14 protein-coding genes and 1 tRNA gene are annotated in these 16,106 nt (G+C 61.7%); 3 read left to right on the forward strand and 12 right to left on the reverse strand.

All coding sequences use genetic code 11. The features are described 5' to 3' along the window. Positions 1-56 precede the first annotated feature (56 nt). From LNV09_RS00540 to rsmB, 8 genes are all read right to left on the reverse strand, one after another. Positions 57-1,802, reverse strand: a complete 1,746-nt coding sequence (locus tag LNV09_RS00540) for an N-6 DNA methylase (RefSeq protein ID WP_263555120.1) — start codon at positions 1,800-1,802, stop codon at positions 57-59. Positions 1,803-1,834: 32 nt separating this feature from the next. Further along, positions 1,835-2,098: a DUF4258 domain-containing protein gene (locus LNV09_RS00545; RefSeq protein WP_263555121.1), complete on the reverse strand. Its 264-nt coding sequence runs from the start codon at positions 2,096-2,098 to the stop codon at positions 1,835-1,837. A 451-nt stretch (positions 2,099-2,549) separates the two neighbouring features. Beyond that, positions 2,550-3,932: a tyrosine-type recombinase/integrase gene (locus tag LNV09_RS00550; RefSeq protein ID WP_263555122.1), complete on the reverse strand. Its 1,383-nt coding sequence runs from the start codon at positions 3,930-3,932 to the stop codon at positions 2,550-2,552. 471 nt (positions 3,933-4,403) lie between these two features. Next, positions 4,404-4,479 (reverse strand) — tRNA-Phe (locus tag LNV09_RS00555). A 67-nt stretch (positions 4,480-4,546) separates the two neighbouring features. Continuing rightward, a complete protein-coding gene (locus LNV09_RS00560; protein WP_263555123.1) occupies positions 4,547-5,239 on the reverse strand; it encodes a response regulator in 693 nt (230 codons plus the stop codon). An 11-nt stretch (positions 5,240-5,250) separates the two neighbouring features. Further along, a complete protein-coding gene (locus LNV09_RS00565; protein WP_263555124.1) occupies positions 5,251-7,542 on the reverse strand; it encodes a sensor histidine kinase in 2,292 nt (763 codons plus the stop codon). Positions 7,543-7,582: 40 nt separating this feature from the next. Continuing rightward, the gene (locus LNV09_RS00570) at positions 7,583-8,239 is read right to left on the reverse strand and encodes a DUF4390 domain-containing protein (protein WP_263555125.1); all 657 of its coding nucleotides are present in this window, start codon (positions 8,237-8,239) and stop codon (positions 7,583-7,585) included. 63 nt (positions 8,240-8,302) lie between these two features. Next, complete coding sequence (gene rsmB, locus LNV09_RS00575) at positions 8,303-9,622, reverse strand: 16S rRNA (cytosine(967)-C(5))-methyltransferase RsmB (RefSeq protein ID WP_263555769.1); 1,320 nt, start codon at positions 9,620-9,622, stop codon at positions 8,303-8,305. Positions 9,623-9,867: 245 nt separating this feature from the next. On the opposite strand from rsmB, the gene folE reads away from it, so the two are divergent. Together folE and LNV09_RS00585 are read left to right on the forward strand one after the other, a co-directional pair. Further along, positions 9,868-10,509: a GTP cyclohydrolase I gene (folE, locus tag LNV09_RS00580; protein WP_263555770.1), complete on the forward strand. Its 642-nt coding sequence runs from the start codon at positions 9,868-9,870 to the stop codon at positions 10,507-10,509. Positions 10,510-10,549: 40 nt separating this feature from the next. Further along, positions 10,550-10,972, forward strand: a complete 423-nt coding sequence (locus LNV09_RS00585; RefSeq protein ID WP_263555126.1) for a BLUF domain-containing protein — start codon at positions 10,550-10,552, stop codon at positions 10,970-10,972. 17 nt (positions 10,973-10,989) lie between these two features. Here LNV09_RS00585 and LNV09_RS00590 read toward each other — a convergent pair whose 3' ends face one another. The 3 genes from LNV09_RS00590 to queC form a co-directional block, all read right to left on the reverse strand. Continuing rightward, positions 10,990-12,150: an ABC transporter substrate-binding protein gene (locus tag LNV09_RS00590; protein ID WP_411969179.1), complete on the reverse strand. Its 1,161-nt coding sequence runs from the start codon at positions 12,148-12,150 to the stop codon at positions 10,990-10,992. Between the two features lie 68 nt (positions 12,151-12,218). Beyond that, the gene (locus LNV09_RS00595) at positions 12,219-12,764 is read right to left on the reverse strand and encodes a LemA family protein (RefSeq protein ID WP_263555127.1); all 546 of its coding nucleotides are present in this window, start codon (positions 12,762-12,764) and stop codon (positions 12,219-12,221) included. After that, positions 12,761-13,486, reverse strand: a complete 726-nt coding sequence (gene queC / locus LNV09_RS00600) for a 7-cyano-7-deazaguanine synthase QueC (protein WP_263555128.1) — start codon at positions 13,484-13,486, stop codon at positions 12,761-12,763. Before queC ends, LNV09_RS00595 begins: the two co-directional genes overlap by 4 nt. A 142-nt stretch (positions 13,487-13,628) precedes the next feature. On the opposite strand from queC, the gene LNV09_RS00605 reads away from it, so the two are divergent. Next, on the forward strand, positions 13,629-15,203 hold the full coding sequence (locus LNV09_RS00605; protein ID WP_263555129.1) for a DUF4139 domain-containing protein: 1,575 nt from the start codon (positions 13,629-13,631) through the stop codon (positions 15,201-15,203). 75 nt (positions 15,204-15,278) lie between these two features. Here the strand turns inward: LNV09_RS00605 and LNV09_RS00610 are convergent, their stop codons facing one another. Continuing rightward, positions 15,279-16,022 carry a hypothetical protein gene (locus LNV09_RS00610; protein WP_263555130.1) on the reverse strand — a complete coding sequence of 248 codons (744 nt, stop codon included), beginning with the start codon at positions 16,020-16,022 and terminating at the stop codon, positions 15,279-15,281. Between the last annotated feature and the right edge of the window lie 84 nt (positions 16,023-16,106).

Here is a 16,106-nt window from a genome sequence, read left to right on the forward strand (position 1 = left end):
CCTGCCCTTGAGTAGCTGTTGTTGTTTCAGGCTCTGTGCGGCCCGATGCGGTTAATTTAGTTCAGTCGCCAGAGAGTGTTGCTCGCACGGGCTTGCTGCTCGCGCAAAGCATCGATTTGTTCTTGAAGTCGTGCTTCTTCTTCAAGGGCGTGAATGGCCCCAGCCTGCTCCTCCTGCGTCGGCACGAGGACCTTCAAGCGTTTCAGCTCTTTGAGTTGGATCAGCGGCAGACTGGCGCCCGAAACGATGGAACGAAGCAATGCTTGCCCAAAGGATGACCGAAGTTGCATAAAGAGCGCGCGACGGTCGATGGGCGAGTTTTCGAAGACCCGGAGAACGATGGCGGACTGGCCTGCCACTATGGAATCTCCAGGTGACAGCGATCCAGGTGCAATTCCGACCTTGCCTGTGCTGCCCTTCGTCATGAGAACAATGTCGTGCGGCCTCAAAAAATTCTGATCGAGGTTAGCCTTGGTCGTGTCTATGTAGACCTCCTTGCTCGGGTGCTTCAGGTAGCCGAACTCGGGGAGGTCTGCCGATACCACTTCCACGGCATGTGTGATGTCGAGCCAATCCTCTGCAGCCTCCATGAGCTTGTCCTTGTCCGAAGTCAGAGGAACAGGACGAATGAATGCCGCAATGTCGTCCAATGAAACAGTTAGCCCCCTCGAAAGCATGCGTTGCATGAGCTGGGTCTCTTGCGGGACAACGTAGCGACTAACCTGCAGTTGCGCATCATTGGCGAGGATGTCGGGCACGCCAACATCGGTGGCCTCTTCATGCTCAGCTTGGCCAAGAGCGACTCGAACAAGCTCCTCGACGTTGCACATTTGGTTTCGGGTACGGCCGACGGCGACCTTGAAGTGCGGGCTGTCGGCGTTAACAAAGCGCACCGTATTCGCCTCACGATTTCGCTCAATGATCAAGATCGCAAAGCTAATTCCCGTGCGGTCAAGCAATCCCGATGGCATCGCGATGACGGCCTTCAACCAGCCGCGTAGCAGCAATTCCTTGCGGAGGTTGTACTCAGCGCCGCTGCTGAACAGCACGTTGGTTTGAACCGCAACCACGATCCGCCCTTGCGTACTCCCCAGCAGTTGCCGAATTCCCAGCACGGCAGCCGAGTTGGTTCGCTCCTTCATCAGCTCAGAGCTGACGATGTAATCGAGCTGCTTTGGATCGATGCGCATGCCCATTGGGAGAAAGCTCACTGCACCACCAAAGCTAACCTCGGATCTAACTGGTCCCCGTGGACCAGTAATGGGGTTGTTGCGAACCACTTGAATCATGTGTCGGTACGCAAGAGCCATCAGCGAAGGCCCCGTCGATTCCGGGTTCTCTATCAACACACGATGCCCCTGCTCGGCAAGATACGCTGCGAGCTGGCCCGTTTGATCCCACGGTGCATAAAGTCGTTGCCCCTCGACTGGTTCGAGCAGCTCTGCCAGGACTCGCACCACACCCGATTGCAGTGCGAGCGGGACGCCCAAGACTTCAGGAAGCTCGTAGAAAGCTGGCAACGGCACCAGCGTTTCTTGGACAGCCAGTTCCTTGGCAGCATCGACCGCCATCGCCAGGAACATTGCGTTCTCTTTGGCGAGCCAGCGAAACTCATCCAGCAAGCCGTCGTCAGTCACCACGAAGTCATTGAGCTGCTCAACAAGTCGCATGGGCAATTGATTTCCCAGCTCCAAGCTCACCTGCCCGCGACGGACCCATATCAAGATCAGTAAGGTCAACATGGCGATGCGTTCTTCGGTCTGCGGCAACAAACGAAGTGCGTCGCGGATGCGATTCAGCATGGGGTAGTGCATATGGATATCTCCAGCAGCCTTCATTGCCAATTGTTCTGGCTATTGCGGTTGTAGGTCGTGATGAGGGATTCGCCTTCCGAGACCACGGCAATTCCACCCTTGTCCAGGATCTTGGTGAGCACCCGACGTTCAGCATCGAGCTCCCGCAAGCGCTTCAAAGCTTCCTTGCGGTCGATGACGTGCTTATCCCCTTCGATGCGTCCCTGTTCCAGGGCCAGATCAACCATGGCTTTCGAGATGCCCCGCTGGGCCATGCGTTGCTTGATGTGGTGTGTAGCGTTCATTGCGACCTCCGATAGCTCCGCACTGTACCGGCCATTCGCAACTTCTGCAATAAGTAGTAAATACTTTTTTTAGTTATACATAAAATTCTCAAGCCGAGACAACTCCTAAAAGTCGGCTTGCCCTTCATGACACCCGTCGGGCAAGACCGTACAAGGCCAGTTGGAGCAAGGAGTACGGACACCCCCTTGGGAGACCATTGGGCCTGCAAACGGCGCCATGCGGTGCAAGTTCTACATCACAAGCCGATCCAGCAGACCCGCTTAAAGGAGCCTTGGGTTGGGTGATAGGCGCCAAACTCGCGCCGTCGCCATGCGTTTCTCGGCAACATGGGCAAGCCCTTGCGCCCACCCCAAGTCACTGAGTCCCGTCACATCAAGGGCACCACCGTCGCACCGCAGTGCGACGGTGGTGCCGCTACGGTGCGACAGCCCAGCGTGATTGCGGGCGCGCTTAAGGCCGGGGCTCCCCCATGGGAATAACATTTGAACGACGCCGATTAAACGACACGTGCACGACATTGCTGGCAACTGCCTCGATGGGTGCGTCGGTGTTCATCACCACTGACTCGGCGGGCGCGGCACTGGCGGCCTTCGGCGCAGGTTGAGGATCAGGCTCGCGATGCATAACGGCGACCACATCGTCTGCAGACACGTTGACGTAACGATCCAGTTGGGACAACTGCTTGTGGCCCGTCAGTTGCTTGACGAGAAACACATTGCCCGTTTTGAGCGCCAGCCGGGTCGCGGCGGTGTGCCGCAGATCGTGCAGGTGCAAGTCCTTGATTTCTGCCCGCGCGCAAGCCCGATTCCACACCGCCTTAAGTGACTCGTAGCTCAGACGCAGAATCAGCGTATCCGGCTGATGCGGGCCGACGCCATGCAACTCCTCCAACAGCTTGATTGCACGCGGAGACAGCGGCACTTCCCGAGAGCCGGTTTTGGAATCCCGCAGGCTTAGCACCCGGCGATTCCAGTCCATGCCGCCCCAAGTCGCGTGCTCGATGGGCTCACCGCAGCGCATCGCAGTCTCGATAAGCAGATGAACCATGAGCACAGCGGTGCGGTTGTAACTCCGATCCAGGGCGGGCAGCAACCGAGCCTCCTCTTCCTCGGAAAGCACACGGCTGCGCTGGTTATCTACGACGGGCATCTTCAGTTTGATCGCCGGGTTCCTCGCCGGTTCTACCCAGTTCCATGTGTCGCGAAAATAGTTGAAGACGACACGAATCACCGCCTGCTCCTGCTGCAACGTCCCCTTACCTGCACGCTCTGATCGCATCGCATCGATGAGTTTTTGAACATCATCCTTGGTCACCTCGAAGACCCGAAGATTGGCCAATCGCGCACGCAGACGATCACTGCCCGCCGTCTTGGTGGCGATCCGCGCCCGGGTCGACTTCAACGAGTTCACGATCCGCGAGCCTGCCTGTTGTTCTTCAATCGTCTGGAGACGAACGACCCAGTGCTGGCGCGGGCCATCATCCTTGACTTGCCCTGCCACCGAAACGACCGGATCGGGCTCATTCATGGGTTCAATGACGAGCTGAGGCAGATTCGCCGCGCGAAGATAGCGGTTGAAGCGACGGACTTCCTGGGGAGCCCCCTTGTTGAAAATGAGACGCTCCAGAGCGTAATCGGACATGCCCTGAGCAAGGAGCGTCACCCTTGGGCCCAGCCCGACCGGCCCCCCCTGCTTGCTCATCGCGGCGATGTAGTCATTTGCTGCTCTACTGGCGACGGTGTAAGTCGCGAATCCGGACAGCAACTGGTCGACTCCGTCCTTGCGAACACGGACAGACCAGACGTTCTTACCTGATTTGTACGGCTTGCTCATACACAGCCTCCCGCCCGCATTGCGCGGGCCGCAAAGGCCACTGGAACAGTTGCATGTGCCTGTAAAGAAACGAGCCTCTCTAGAGCGGCAGGGGTGGGGTGGCACCGTGGTGCCGAAGGTTTTTGATAGTCAATCACGCGAACTCCTAGGTTGTTGGAGATGCGTGTAGAGAACTTGCACGGCAGGTTTATACCGGCGAGCACTCCTCCCGAGACCATCAAACTGGTGCACCCTTCAACTCCACGACGACAGACGTCGCGAGCCCGGGTGCCAGCAATCGCGATGCACTCGCGGCGGCGTTCGCCAGCGCTGTCAAGCGCAGTTAAACGCAGCCAGAGCACCCTCTTGCGCAGCCATTAGTCAATGTCACTGACAGGAATCGTGACAGGAATTGGCTTTGCAAAAGCAAAAAGGCGGCCTGTTGAGGGCCGCCTTTTTGGCTAAGTTCTTGATTCACAAGGACTTTTATTCTGGTGGCCTGGGGCGGAATCGAACCACCGACACGCGGATTTTCAATCCGCTGCTCTACCGACTGAGCTACCAGGCCTTATTCTTTTCATCACTTCTTCGTAGCAGCTAGCTGCTTCAAATCAGCGAAGACCGCGACTATAGCATCAAATTCCGCCGCCACGCTTATTTCGACTCAGATCGACACCCAATTGCTTGAGTTTTCGATACAGATGGGTGCGCTCTAAGCCGGTCTTTTCAGCCACGCGGGTCATAGAGCCGTTCTCTTTCGAGAGGTGGAATTCGAAATAGCTCTTCTCGAAGGCATCCCTGGCCTCACGCAAAGGGCGATCAAGCTCGAAGCTTTGCTCAGAAGCCAGGCCCATCGTCGGCTGCGCCATTTGCGGCATCAGACCCAGACTGGGCGCCGGGTACTGGGCCGGCATTTCGCTGCGCATATAGGTTGACACACCGACCGGCGGCGCCGGCCGAGGCGCCACTTTGACCAATGACTGCTCAACCGCACGCAGCAACTTCTGCAAGGTGATGGGCTTTTCAAGAAAGGCAATCGCGCCGAACTTGGTCGCCTCTACCGCTGTATCGATCGTGCCGTGGCCGCTCATCATGATGACAGGCATGGTCAGCAGCCCCGCACCGCCCCATTCCTTCAACAAGGTGATGCCGTCTACATCGGGCATCCAGATGTCGAGCAACACCAAGTCGGGCCGCATGCGCTCACGCACCGCTCGAGCCTGCGCGGCGTTCTCTGCCATTTCAATGGTGTGGCCCTCATCGCTGAGGATTTCTGACAACAGGGCACGAATGCCCAATTCGTCGTCAACTACAAGAATTGTTGCCATGGAGTCCTAGTTCACGCCGGCTTGTCCGCAGGGCCAGCATCGACCGCTGCAGTTGAAAACTTTGAAAATGATAACGAAACTTGCGCACCCACGATCGGCTGGACCTCATCCCCGCCCGCATGAAGATTACTCAGGCGAATGCGCGCGCCATGTTCATCGGCGATTTTCTTGACCACCGCCAGACCCAAGCCCGTGCCTTTGGTCTTGGTGGTGACGTAAGGCTCGAAAGCCCTCTTGAGCACTTTCTCGGCGAATCCAGGCCCATTGTCGGTGATGTTTAGGCGCAACACACGCGCTTCGCCACTTTCTGTGAAAACTTGCGTGGTGCGTACCAGCACATGACCGTCTGGCCGCTCTTGCACCGCGTCCAATGCGTTTTGCACCAGGTTGTGAATAACCTGACGCAATTGCGTCGCGTCGCCCTTCATGGCGCAGGCGTCCGGGGCCAATTCGGCGTGCAATCGGCCGCTCTCCTGGGCCTCGGCATACAGGGTCAGCACCTCGCTGACCAAGGCATTCAGATCCAAGACCTTGAGCTGCGCCGAGGGCAGGCGGGCGTAGTCGCGAAACTCGTTGACCAACTGCTTCATCGACTGCACTTGATTGACGATGGTGGCCACCGACCTGACCAGCATTGCCTGGTCGGAGCCCTCAAGCTTGGCCTCCAGTTTGTGTTGCAGCCGCTCGGCCGAAAGCTGGATCGGGGTGAGCGGATTCTTGATTTCATGGGCCAGGCGCCTGGCCACTTCGCTCCAGGCGGCGGAGCGCTGCGCGGACACCACCTCGGTGATGTCATCGAACACCATCAGGCGCGCATCTTGCGGCAGCTTGGCTCCGCGCACCAGCAGCGTTAGCACGTCCTGCCCGCCTTCGAGTTGCAGCTCAAAAGCATCCTGCCAATGTTCGGTCCCCAAACCGGGCGATGGGTCCCCATCGCTTGAGCGCAGCGGCCGGTCTTGCTCAAAGCGCTGCATGATCTCGGCGGCAAAAGGCTGCAACTGCGGCAACTCGTCGAGCTTGCGGCCGCGCAGGTCTTCATGGGGCAGACGCAAGATGCGCACCGCGCCTGGGTTGACGGTCTCAATCCGCGCCTGCGCATCAAAGACGATCACGCCGGCGGTCAGATTGTCCAGAATGGTCTGCAGATGAGTGCGCGCACTTTCCAGCTCGGCCACGCTGCGGCCCACCATGGCGCGGGCGTCGGAGAGCTGCGCGGTCATGTCGGCGAACGAGCGCGTGAGGCCGCCCAGCTCATCGCGCGAGGCCAGCATGGGTTTGCGACTCAAGTCGCCTTGCGCCACCTGCCGCACGCCGTCAGCCAGCAGCAGCAGCGGCCGCGCTAACTGATTGCCCAAGGTGACCGCCAGCAGCAGCGCCGCGAACACGGCCAAAATCAACACCAGGGTCAAGGTGCCGATATACATGCGCCGCAAACCGTCGCGCTCCAGCGCGCGCTGTTGGTACTCGCCGCTGGCCGCCTGCACCGCCAAGGCATTGGCGACCACCGAGGCGGGCACGCGCTGCACGACCATCAAAAAGCGCTCACCGGAGCTGCTGCTGCTGAGCCGGTAGTCGGCGTTGGGCAGCAGCGCAAGCGCACGAATGCGCGCCTGGCCTTGCAAGGCCAGCGCCTCGTCTTCCAAACCTTCCAGTTGGCTCGCCACCTTGGCCACGCGGGCCAGACGCAGCATGGCTTCCGAGGGCCGCTCGGCCGTCAGCGAGCTGGTGTCGCCGCCTGACGACATCAAGATCTGCCCATGGCCATTGACCAGATCGACGCTGCGCGCGCCAAGCTGTTCACGCAAGCGCTCCAGCGCCAAAGGCTGCGGCATGCCACCGGTTTCCGACAGGCGCACGGCAGCATTCAAGGTCTTGACCGACAGATCGCTGACCAGCCCATCCAGCGTCGCGCGACCCAGATTCAGCCCCGCCTCCAGCGCGCCGGCCAGGCGCACATCAAACCAGCTCTCGATGCTGCGATTGACGAACTGGTAAGACACGCCATAAATCATCACGCCGGGCACCACGCCCACCAAGGCGAAGATGCCGGCCAGCTTGAGCAGCAGGCGGCTGCCGAATTTGCCGGCGCGCACGCGCAGCACCAAGCGCACTGCGGCGACGCCGATCACCAAAACCAGCAAGCTGGCGACGGCCGCATTGAGCCAGAACAGCCAGACGTAATGACGCTCGAAAAAGCCGCGCTGTGAGCTGACCCCGATCGACAGCAAGAAGGCCAAGACCCCGCACACACCGGTCACGATCACCGTCGAGATGACCCAGCCCAAACGTGCTCGTCTGCTCAAGACGCGACCTCGGTGGCTTGCCGGCCCCTGATCGGCACCGTCATGGCGCCGCGATGCTGCTGCTGAAGTCGGCGGCCAAATTCAGCGTGCGCTCGATATTCAAACCCCAACCCTGGGGCGAGCCCAATCCGATCTGCATCGGCTTGGGCAATTGGCTGGTGTCCAGCCGGTAGCTGAACTCCAAATAGAAGCGACCGCCATCTTCCAAATCGCGGTTTTCGGCGATGCGCCAGCCCGCAGCCCCACGCAAGGACGCCAGCGCCTCGGGCAAACTGGCGTAGCTTTGATTGAGCCCGCCGGTGCTGACTTTGAATTGCCGCGTCAAAGGCTGCCATGCCAAGCGCCAGGTCCGGCTGGCGCGTGCGATGCGAGCATCGCGCCAGTACCAGCGGTTGCGCCAGACATCGGCCTCGGCCACAAAATAGATCGGTACGCCCTTCATCAGTGCATCCTCGGCCGCGCGGGTCAGCTCGAAGCGGGTGCTGAAGCTCAGCTCCAGGCCCTCTTCGGTGCGCTGGGTGCTGAGTTGAGCGAGTTCAACCCCTTCGGCCTGCGCAGCTTCGGGCCCAAAGCCCAAGCCCAGCAGCAGCAGCGCAGTCGCCAGCAAACACCAGATGCGACGCAGCAGCGGGCTGGCTGCCCGGCTGGCGTGCTTCGAAAAGGCTGGTGTTGCGGCTGTGACGGCGGGCGAAGTCAAGGTCGGGGCGTATCTTTGCTGTGCCGCGCGCCAAGCCTGAGCCGAGTGCGCTGCGTCATGTGTTCAGAGCTTCTTGATCAGCAGCGCGTAATAGAAACCATCCCAAACCGATGGCAGACCACCCGCTGCCTCGCCATTGTGAGTGAGCGGGAGCAGATGCCCGCTCATGCCGGCCACATCGATGTGTTTTGCATCACTTTGGCGTTGCAAAAATGCATCGACTTGGTGCTCGCCCTCGGCTTTGAAGATCGAGCAGGTGGCGTACACCAATCGCCCACCGGGCTTTAACGTAGGCCACAAGGCGTCCAGCAACTCGGCTTGAATGGCGGCCAGGTTGTCGATATCGCTGGGCCGGCGCAGCCAGCGCACGTCAGGGTGACGGCGCACGATGCCGGAGGCGCTGCAAGGCGCGTCCAGCAAAATTGCATCGAACGGCCGCCCATCCCACCAAGCGGCCTCGCCGAGGGTTTGGCGGGCGTCGGCGGCCAGCGTCCGCGCCTTGACCTGCAAGCGCTGCAGATTGCCTTGCACGCGGGTCAAACGGGCTGCGTCGCTGTCCAAGGCGAGCAAATCCAGGTCGGCAAGCTCCAGCAAATGGGCGGTTTTGCCGCCCGGCGCCGAGCAGGCATCCAACACACGCGCGCCTGCCGCCAGCGCGGGCAGGGCAGCGAGCGCGCCCACCGTCAAGGGGGCGGCCAGTTGCGCCGCAGCGTCTTGCACCGACACATCACCGTCCGCAAAACCCGGCAAGGCAGTCACCGGCAGCGCCCGCTCCAACAGCAAGGCCTGCGGGGCCAGCGGCCCGACCGGCGTCGCCTTGATGCCGGCAGCGACCAAGCGAGCCAGATAGCTTTCGGTGCTGCCGCGCCGCGCATTGACGCGCAGCGTCATCGGCGGATGCTGGTTATTGGCGTGCAAAATCGCGTGCCAATGTTCCGGCCAGTCGGCGCGCACGCGGTCAATCCACCATTGCGGATGGTTGTAGGCGGCCGGCTCCGAGGCCTTGACAGCCAGCACGAGGGCGTCGCGCTCGCGCAAAAAGCGCCGCAACACCGCATTGACGAAGCCGGCGCTGGCCGGCGCGCGCTTGCGGGCCGCGCTGACCACCTGGTCGACCACGGTGTGATCGGTGTAGAGCGGCGCCACGCCAGGCGCGCCTGGCCACAGCAGCGCCAAGGCGCTGACCAGCAAGGCGTCGACCTTGGGCGGCGGCGCCTTGGGCGCCAGCAGCGCGCGCGCTGCTTCGGCACTGCCGAGCAAACGCAGCACATAAAAACTCAGCGCCTGGGTGGCCGGGCGCAACTCGGCCGGGCAGCGCGCCAGGACTTCGGTCAGCGAGCGGCCGGTACGCACCGCCTGCACGGCGTCAGCCACCTGCAGCATCAGGCGCTGCAGGGGCGGGGAGAGTTGCGGGGAAAGTTGCGGTTTGGGTTTTTCAGTCACGCGGTCAGTGTAGGTCAGCGCCGCGAGCGGCCGCAGGCAAGACCTGACACTGCGCGGGCTTTATATTGCGGCCACAATCGATGCCTTCAGCCTTAGCGAGAAGCTTTATGAGCGGCGATTCATCCACAAAAATAAGCCTAGATGCCCAGCAACTGGCGGCCCTGCCCGCGTCCGAGCGGGTGCGCATGCGTTTGGTCAGCGCCGGCTGCCGCCACCATGCGAATGACAATATCGCGGACTACATCGAAGCCGGTGAGTTGGAGCAACTGCAGGCCGAGGTGCAGGCGCAAATGCAGGGCGTGTTGCGCGCGCTGGTGATCGACACCGACAGCGACCACAACACCCAAGACACGGCGAAAAGAGTCGCCAAGATGTTCATGCAGGAGATCTTCAAGGGTCGCTATCAGCCCATGCCGGCGGTGACCGAGTTCCCGAATGTGACGCGGCTCAATGAGCTGATGATCGTCGGCCCGATCACCGTGCGCAGCGCCTGCTCGCACCATCTGTGCCCCATCATGGGCAAGGTCTGGATCGGCCTGCTGCCTAACGAGCATTCCAATCTGATCGGGCTGTCCAAGTACGCGCGGATTTGCGACTGGATCATGAGCCGCCCGCAGATTCAGGAAGAAGCCGTCACCATGCTGGCCAACGAATTGCAGGAACGCGTGCAGCCCGACGGACTTGCCATCGTGATGGAAGCCGACCATTTCTGCATGCATTGGCGCGGCGTCAAGGACAACGAGTCCAAGATGACCAATAGCGTGATGCGCGGCGCCTTCATGAAGGATGCCAATCTGCGCCGCGAGTTCCTGTCGCTGATTCGTTAGAAATCTACTCGACCACCGCTCGGCCCATCAAGGAAACCCCATGCTTGTTCACCTTTTGTACGCCAGCCGCGCCGCCCATGCGATGAGCAGCCCCGACCTCGCCGCCATCCTCAAGCAGTCGCGTGAGCACAATGCCGGCGAGGGCATCACCGGCCTGCTCTGCCATAGCGACGGCGTCTTTATGCAGTTGCTCGAAGGCGGCCGCGACGCCGTCAACGCCCGCTACCAGCGCATCGCCAGTGATCCGCGCCACAAAGATGTGATCCTGCTCAGCTACACCGAAATCGCCGAGCGCGAATTCGCCGGCTGGACCATGGGCCAGGTCAATCTGCACCGCCTCAACCCAGGTCTGGTGCTGAAGTACAGCGCCACCAGCCTGCTCGACCCCTACAGCATGAGCGGGCGCGCGATGTTGTCGCTGTTCCGCGAGCTGGTGAGCTCCGGCGCGATCGAGTGTTCTTGATTCGAACCCGCTATGCCCTAGCGCCTGACGCGGCCGTCGCCGGTCAGCATTGACAGCTCGACAAAGCTCGACGCGACGCGACGCCCCGGGCCGAAATTGACCGTGAAGCCGCCGGCGTTGTAGTTACTCAGGCTCTCCAGCCCGGCGATCAGACCTTCACGCGTCAAGCTCTTGGCGCGGCGCAGGCCTTCGGTGAAGACCTTGGCGGCCAAAAATCCCTCCATGCCGGTGTAATTCGGGCGCAGCTCGCCGCCTGCTTTCTGCACCGCGGCCTGGTAGTCGGCCACCACGCCATGGCCAATCCCGAAGGGATACGGCATCACTTGGCTCACCACCACTCCCAGCGCCTCCTTGCCGAGCTCATCCGACAGCGCCTGGGTGCCCACAAATGAGACGTTATAGAACACACCGCCATAGCCGGCCTTGCGCGCTTCGCGGATAAAGGCCGCGCAGCTTTTGTAGGCGCTGACCATCACGATGGCCTCAGGGCGGCCCGGCACCAGCTCGCTCACCGCGCGTGCCACGTCGACCGTATTGCGCTCGACCGTGGCAGTGGCAACGGTGGCCAGCGACTGGCTGTTCAGGGCGCGGTTGACACCGGCCAAGCCGGCCTTGCCATAGGCGTCGTTCTGATAAAAGACCGAGATCTTCTTCAGGCCCAGGTTGGTCATTTGATTGACGATCAGCGCGGTCTCGTCGTAATAGGAGGCGCGCAAATGAAAAACCCAGCGGCTCATCGGCGCGCGCAACGCCTCGGCGCCGGTGAAGGGCCCAAACAGCGGCATGTGATGCTGGTTGATCAGCGGCAACGCCGCCAAAGTGGTGGGCGTGCCGACATAGCCGAACAGCGCCAGCACATCGTCTTCAATGAATTTGGCGGTATTGGCCTCGCAGCGCTGCGGCTCATAGCCATCATCCAGCGTCTGCAGATCGATCAAGCTGCCGGCTACACCGCCGGCCTCGTTGACAGCGTCGAAATACAGCTTGGCACCGGCCCGCATCTGCAGGCCCAGCTGGGCCGCAGGGCCGGTCAAGGGGGCGGACTGACCCAGCACAATCCGCTTGCGCCCGCCGGCCTGTGCTTGCACCCCAGCAGGCAAAGATAGCGCGGCCATGGCGCTCAACACATGTCGACGAAGCAAGATCGAACTCCTCAATATCTGGCGAGGGTCAAGCATCGCCGCCAACGGCGAGCCCCTGCATTGTCCACTCGCCAAGAACGTGAATTGTTCTCACTCCAAGCAGATCAAAGCGAGCGCGCTTCGCGGAAGCCATACATGCTGGCCAAGACACGCGTCGGGAACTGCGTGATCGCCTCATTGAACTGACCGACCGCCTGGTTGAAAAGCTGACGAGCAAACGAGCGCTGACGTTCCACCATTTTCAGCTCATCGACCAAAGCATACAGATCGGCCTGCTCACGCAGCTCCGCATGATGCTCCAGCATCGACATCAGCCGGGTCAAAGCAGCGGCGTGCACAGCGCTCGCCACCCCCAGCATGCCAACGGGCTCGGCCAAATAAGGTCGCGGCCTTGCGGCCTGCGCCGCTGCGCTCACTTCGGCCTGCGCCAGCTCCAAAGCTTCAAAAGTTGCACGCTCATTGCTGAGCAAAGGCTGCAACAGGATCAGCAGCTTGCTGCACAGCTGCGCACGCGTCGTCAGATGCTCGTCAAGCTGCACAAACGCGGCGGCGATGGCATTGCGCAAACGCATCAAGCGGTTGTAGGCGCCAATGCCCCAGAACAGCAGCAGCGCCGCCACCGTCCACAACGCCCAATTCAAGTTGCTCATGCCGCTGACTCACTGAACTCCTGAAAGCCCCGCGCGCGCAACTCACAGGCCGGGCAGCTGCCGCAGCCATAGCCCCAGCTGTGGCGCTGCGTGCGCTCACCCAGGTAGCAGGTATGGGTGTGTTCGACGATCAGCTCATTCAAGGCCGCACCGCCCAGGCTTTCGCTCAGTGCCCAGGTTTGCGCCTTGGTGATGAACATCAGCGGCGTCTCGACCGTCATCGGTGAGTCCAGCCCCAAACTCAGCGCCACCTGCAAGGCCTTGAGCGTGTTGTCGCGGCAATCGGGGTAGCCCGAGAAATCGGTCTCGCACATGCCACCCACCAGCACCGAGGCGCCGCGCCGGTAGGCCAGCGTGGCCGCAAAAGTCAGAAACAGCAAATTGCGGCCAGGCACAAAGGTATTGGGCAGGCCATTCGCCTGCATTTCGATGGCGCGATGCTCGGTCAGCGCGGTGCTGGATATTTGGCCAAGCAAAGCGAGGTCCAGCAAATGATCTTCGCCCAGCTTGGCACCCCAGGCGGGGAAGCGAGCCATCAACTCGGCGCGTACGGTCTGCCGGCAGTCCAGCTCGACACGATGGCGCTGGCCGTAGTCGAAGCCTATGGTTTCAACCTCGGCATAACGGGCCAAGGCCCAGGCGAGGCAGGCGGTCGAGTCTTGGCCGCCGGAAAACAGCACCAGGGCTTTGCGGGCGGAGTTGGCTTGTGGATATTCACTCATGCCGCCAGTGTGCCAGGGTCGGCGCTCGATATTGCACCCCACGGCCTGCGGCCTGCCCCGCCGAGCGGGGGCGAGCTTGCTCGGGGCGGCCCAGCGCGGCGCTCATGCTATGTTCTCGACTCGCGATTCTTGGAGCCCGCGCATGACACCACGCTTGGTCTTTTTTCCCCTGCTGTTCGCCTTGCCTGGCCTCGCCCTGGCCCAAAGCAGCAAAATCAGCCAGGTGCTGGTCTACCCGGGCGGCGCCACGGTGGAGCGCGTGGCCAAGGTCGCGGCTGGCACGCAAACGCTCAAGCTCAGCTGCTTGACGAGCCGTTTCGACCTCGACTCGCTGCAATTGCAAGGCGAGGCCGGCACGCAGATCGGCGAGGTCAGTGTGCAGACCGTGGCACGCGAGCGCGCGCCCGAATGCGCGGCCAGCCCGCTCGACGCCAGCATCCGCGAGCTGGAAGACAAGCAAGCCGGCCTGAAGGCCGAGATCGATGCGCAAGAGCTGGTGCTGGGCTTTCTGAAGAATGTCGGCGCCAACCCCAGCGCTGGCAATCCAGCCGCCATTGCCGACACCGCCGAATCCTTGCGCCGCAGCGGCTTGGAGGCGATGCAGCGCCAGCAGCAGCTCTCGCGCAAAAAGCAGTTGATCGAGCAAGACCTGAGCCCGCTGCTGGCCGAGCGTGAGCGCCTGGTCAAGGCCAACCCGCAGGTGCGCACATTGCAGATTCGCCTGGCCACGCGCCAAGCCGGCGAATTGCGGCTGAGCTACCGCCTATCCCAAGCCGGCTGGACACCGGTCTACCGCGCCCATTTGGACACTGCCAAAGCTCAGCTGCGCCTGGAGCGCCAAGCGCAGGTGGCGCAAAACAGCGGCGAGGATTGGAGCGGCGTGACGCTGCGCTTGTCAACCGTGCAGCCGCGCCAAAACACCGGCATCACGCCGCCACGGCCTTGGACGCTGGACCTGCTGCCGCCGCTCCAGGTTCTACAAGAAATGCAATATGCACGTGCAGCGCCCGCCGCCGCGCCACCTCCCCCTTTCATCCCGCCCCCTGAATTCAATGTCGCCGCCCCTGAGGCGCGCTTTGATGTCAGCGTCTTTCAAGGCGAGTTCGCCGCTGAGTTCCTGGTGCCGGGCCTGGTCAATGTGGCCAGCGACGGCCAACGCGTCGGCTACTCGCTGGGCAGCGAGCTGCTGGATGCACGCGTGTTGCGCCGGGTGCAGCCGCAGCAAGAGGCACAAGCCTTTTTGATGGCCGAGCTGGCCCGACCGGCCGGCTCCTGGCCGAGCGGCGCGCTGCAACTATTCCGTGATGGCGACTTCGTCGGCAACAGCCAGTTGAATCTGGGCAACGACGAGCGGCTGGACTTGTTCTTCGGTCGCGACGAAATGCTGCGTGTCACCGTCGAGCCCGAGCAGCGCAGCGGTGCCAACGCCGGTTTCATCGGCTCGCGTGCCGAGCAGAAAATCGGCCGCGCCTTTGTGCTGGAGAACCTGCACAAAAAGCCGGTGCTGCTGCAGGTGCTGGAGGCCGCGCCGGTGGCGCGGCATGAAGACATCCGTGTGCAGACCGTCTTCAATCCCACGCCCACTCAAGAGCCCTGGAAGAAGCAGCCCGGCGTGGTGGCCTGGGAGTTGCCGCTGGAGGCCGGCAAGTCAATGCGCATCACGGCCGACTATCTGATCACCTACCCCAAGGATGCACGAATAAGCGGGCTGCGTTAATGCCAGCTGCTCGTTCAGCGCAATGAAGAAACAGCCCCCAGGCCTCATGGCGGGGGTGGCTGCTTCAGCCCAAACTTAAGGTGTCTTCAGCTCGAAAGTAGCGTCTTCGAGCTTTTCGCTGAAGCTCACATAGCTGCCCAGGCTGCTGTCGGCGTTCAACTGCAGGCATTGGCTGCCGGTGCGAGTGAAGCCGGTGGCCACCACTTTGGCGCTGCGCTCCAAGCAAAGCAGCACCCGCGCGCCATCTTGCTTGACCACCCAGGTGTCTACGAAATTGGCCTCAGCGCCACTACCGGCCTGGCAGCTGATGTACTCAATCCCGCTGCCGCCGGAGCCTGTGTCGCCAACCTTGGCTGTCCTGGAATAGCTCCCCTTGGTCACCGAAGCTTCGCAGCTGTCGTCCGCCAAAGACGCCTGGCCCTCGGCTTGAGCCGTGGCTGGGTCAAAGAAAGATTCGTAAACAGCGCTTTTCGATGTACCCAGAAAATTCAGCGTCATGCTCTGGCTCATATGACTGAATTGCTTGCCCAACACCGGATGGGTGCCTACGCCCGTCATCGGAGTGGTCGTCAGCACCATCGTCACCGCCGTGCCGGCGGCCGGTAAGCCCGCGCCGGTCACTATGCCGCTGAGGTTCCAGGTATTGGCCTTGGTGTAGTACTGCGTCATGGCCGCTTGCAAATCGTAGGTGGTCGGCTTGACCGGTTCGGGCACCGGGTCGCTCCCGCCACCACCACCGCAGGCTTGCAAGGCCAGAACTAGGGTCGTCAAGGAGGCCGCAGCCGCAAGGCGTGCGGTCGATTTCAGTTGCGTGTACATGGGTTTCCCTCGGAACGTGAATGAATAGCCTATCGAAAGACTGTTTGAACAGCGCCTCTTGCTGGGCGTTTTGGCCCGAGCGGG

It is taken from the genome of Paucibacter sp. B2R-40 (assembly GCF_025717555.1).
Taxonomy (GTDB): Bacteria; Pseudomonadota; Gammaproteobacteria; order Burkholderiales; family Burkholderiaceae_C; genus Paucibacter_A.

What these genes read in the sequence shown, in the direction of transcription:
- LNV09_RS00540 (WP_263555120.1), bottom strand. Translation starts at nt 1,802, where the DNA reads ATGCTGAATCGCATCCGCGACGCACTTCGTTTGTTGCCGCAGACCGAA.
- LNV09_RS00545 (WP_263555121.1), bottom strand. Translation starts at nt 2,098, where the DNA reads ATGAACGCTACACACCACATCAAGCAACGCATGGCCCAGCGGGGCATC.
- LNV09_RS00550 (WP_263555122.1), bottom strand. Translation starts at nt 3,932, where the DNA reads ATGAGCAAGCCGTACAAATCAGGTAAGAACGTCTGGTCTGTCCGTGTT.
- LNV09_RS00560 (WP_263555123.1), bottom strand. Translation starts at nt 5,239, where the DNA reads ATGGCAACAATTCTTGTAGTTGACGACGAATTGGGCATTCGTGCCCTG.
- rsmB (WP_263555769.1), bottom strand. Translation starts at nt 9,622, where the DNA reads ATGCTGCAGGTGGCTGACGCCGTGCAGGCGGTGCGTACCGGCCGCTCG.
- folE (WP_263555770.1), top strand. Translation starts at nt 9,868, where the DNA reads ATGCGTTTGGTCAGCGCCGGCTGCCGCCACCATGCGAATGACAATATC.
- LNV09_RS00585 (WP_263555126.1), top strand. Translation starts at nt 10,550, where the DNA reads ATGCTTGTTCACCTTTTGTACGCCAGCCGCGCCGCCCATGCGATGAGC.
- LNV09_RS00590 (WP_411969179.1), bottom strand. Translation starts at nt 12,150, where the DNA reads ATGCTTGACCCTCGCCAGATATTGAGGAGTTCGATCTTGCTTCGTCGA.
- LNV09_RS00595 (WP_263555127.1), bottom strand. Translation starts at nt 12,764, where the DNA reads ATGAGCAACTTGAATTGGGCGTTGTGGACGGTGGCGGCGCTGCTGCTG.
- queC (WP_263555128.1), bottom strand. Translation starts at nt 13,486, where the DNA reads ATGAGTGAATATCCACAAGCCAACTCCGCCCGCAAAGCCCTGGTGCTG.
- LNV09_RS00605 (WP_263555129.1), top strand. Translation starts at nt 13,629, where the DNA reads ATGACACCACGCTTGGTCTTTTTTCCCCTGCTGTTCGCCTTGCCTGGC.
- LNV09_RS00610 (WP_263555130.1), bottom strand. Translation starts at nt 16,022, where the DNA reads ATGTACACGCAACTGAAATCGACCGCACGCCTTGCGGCTGCGGCCTCC.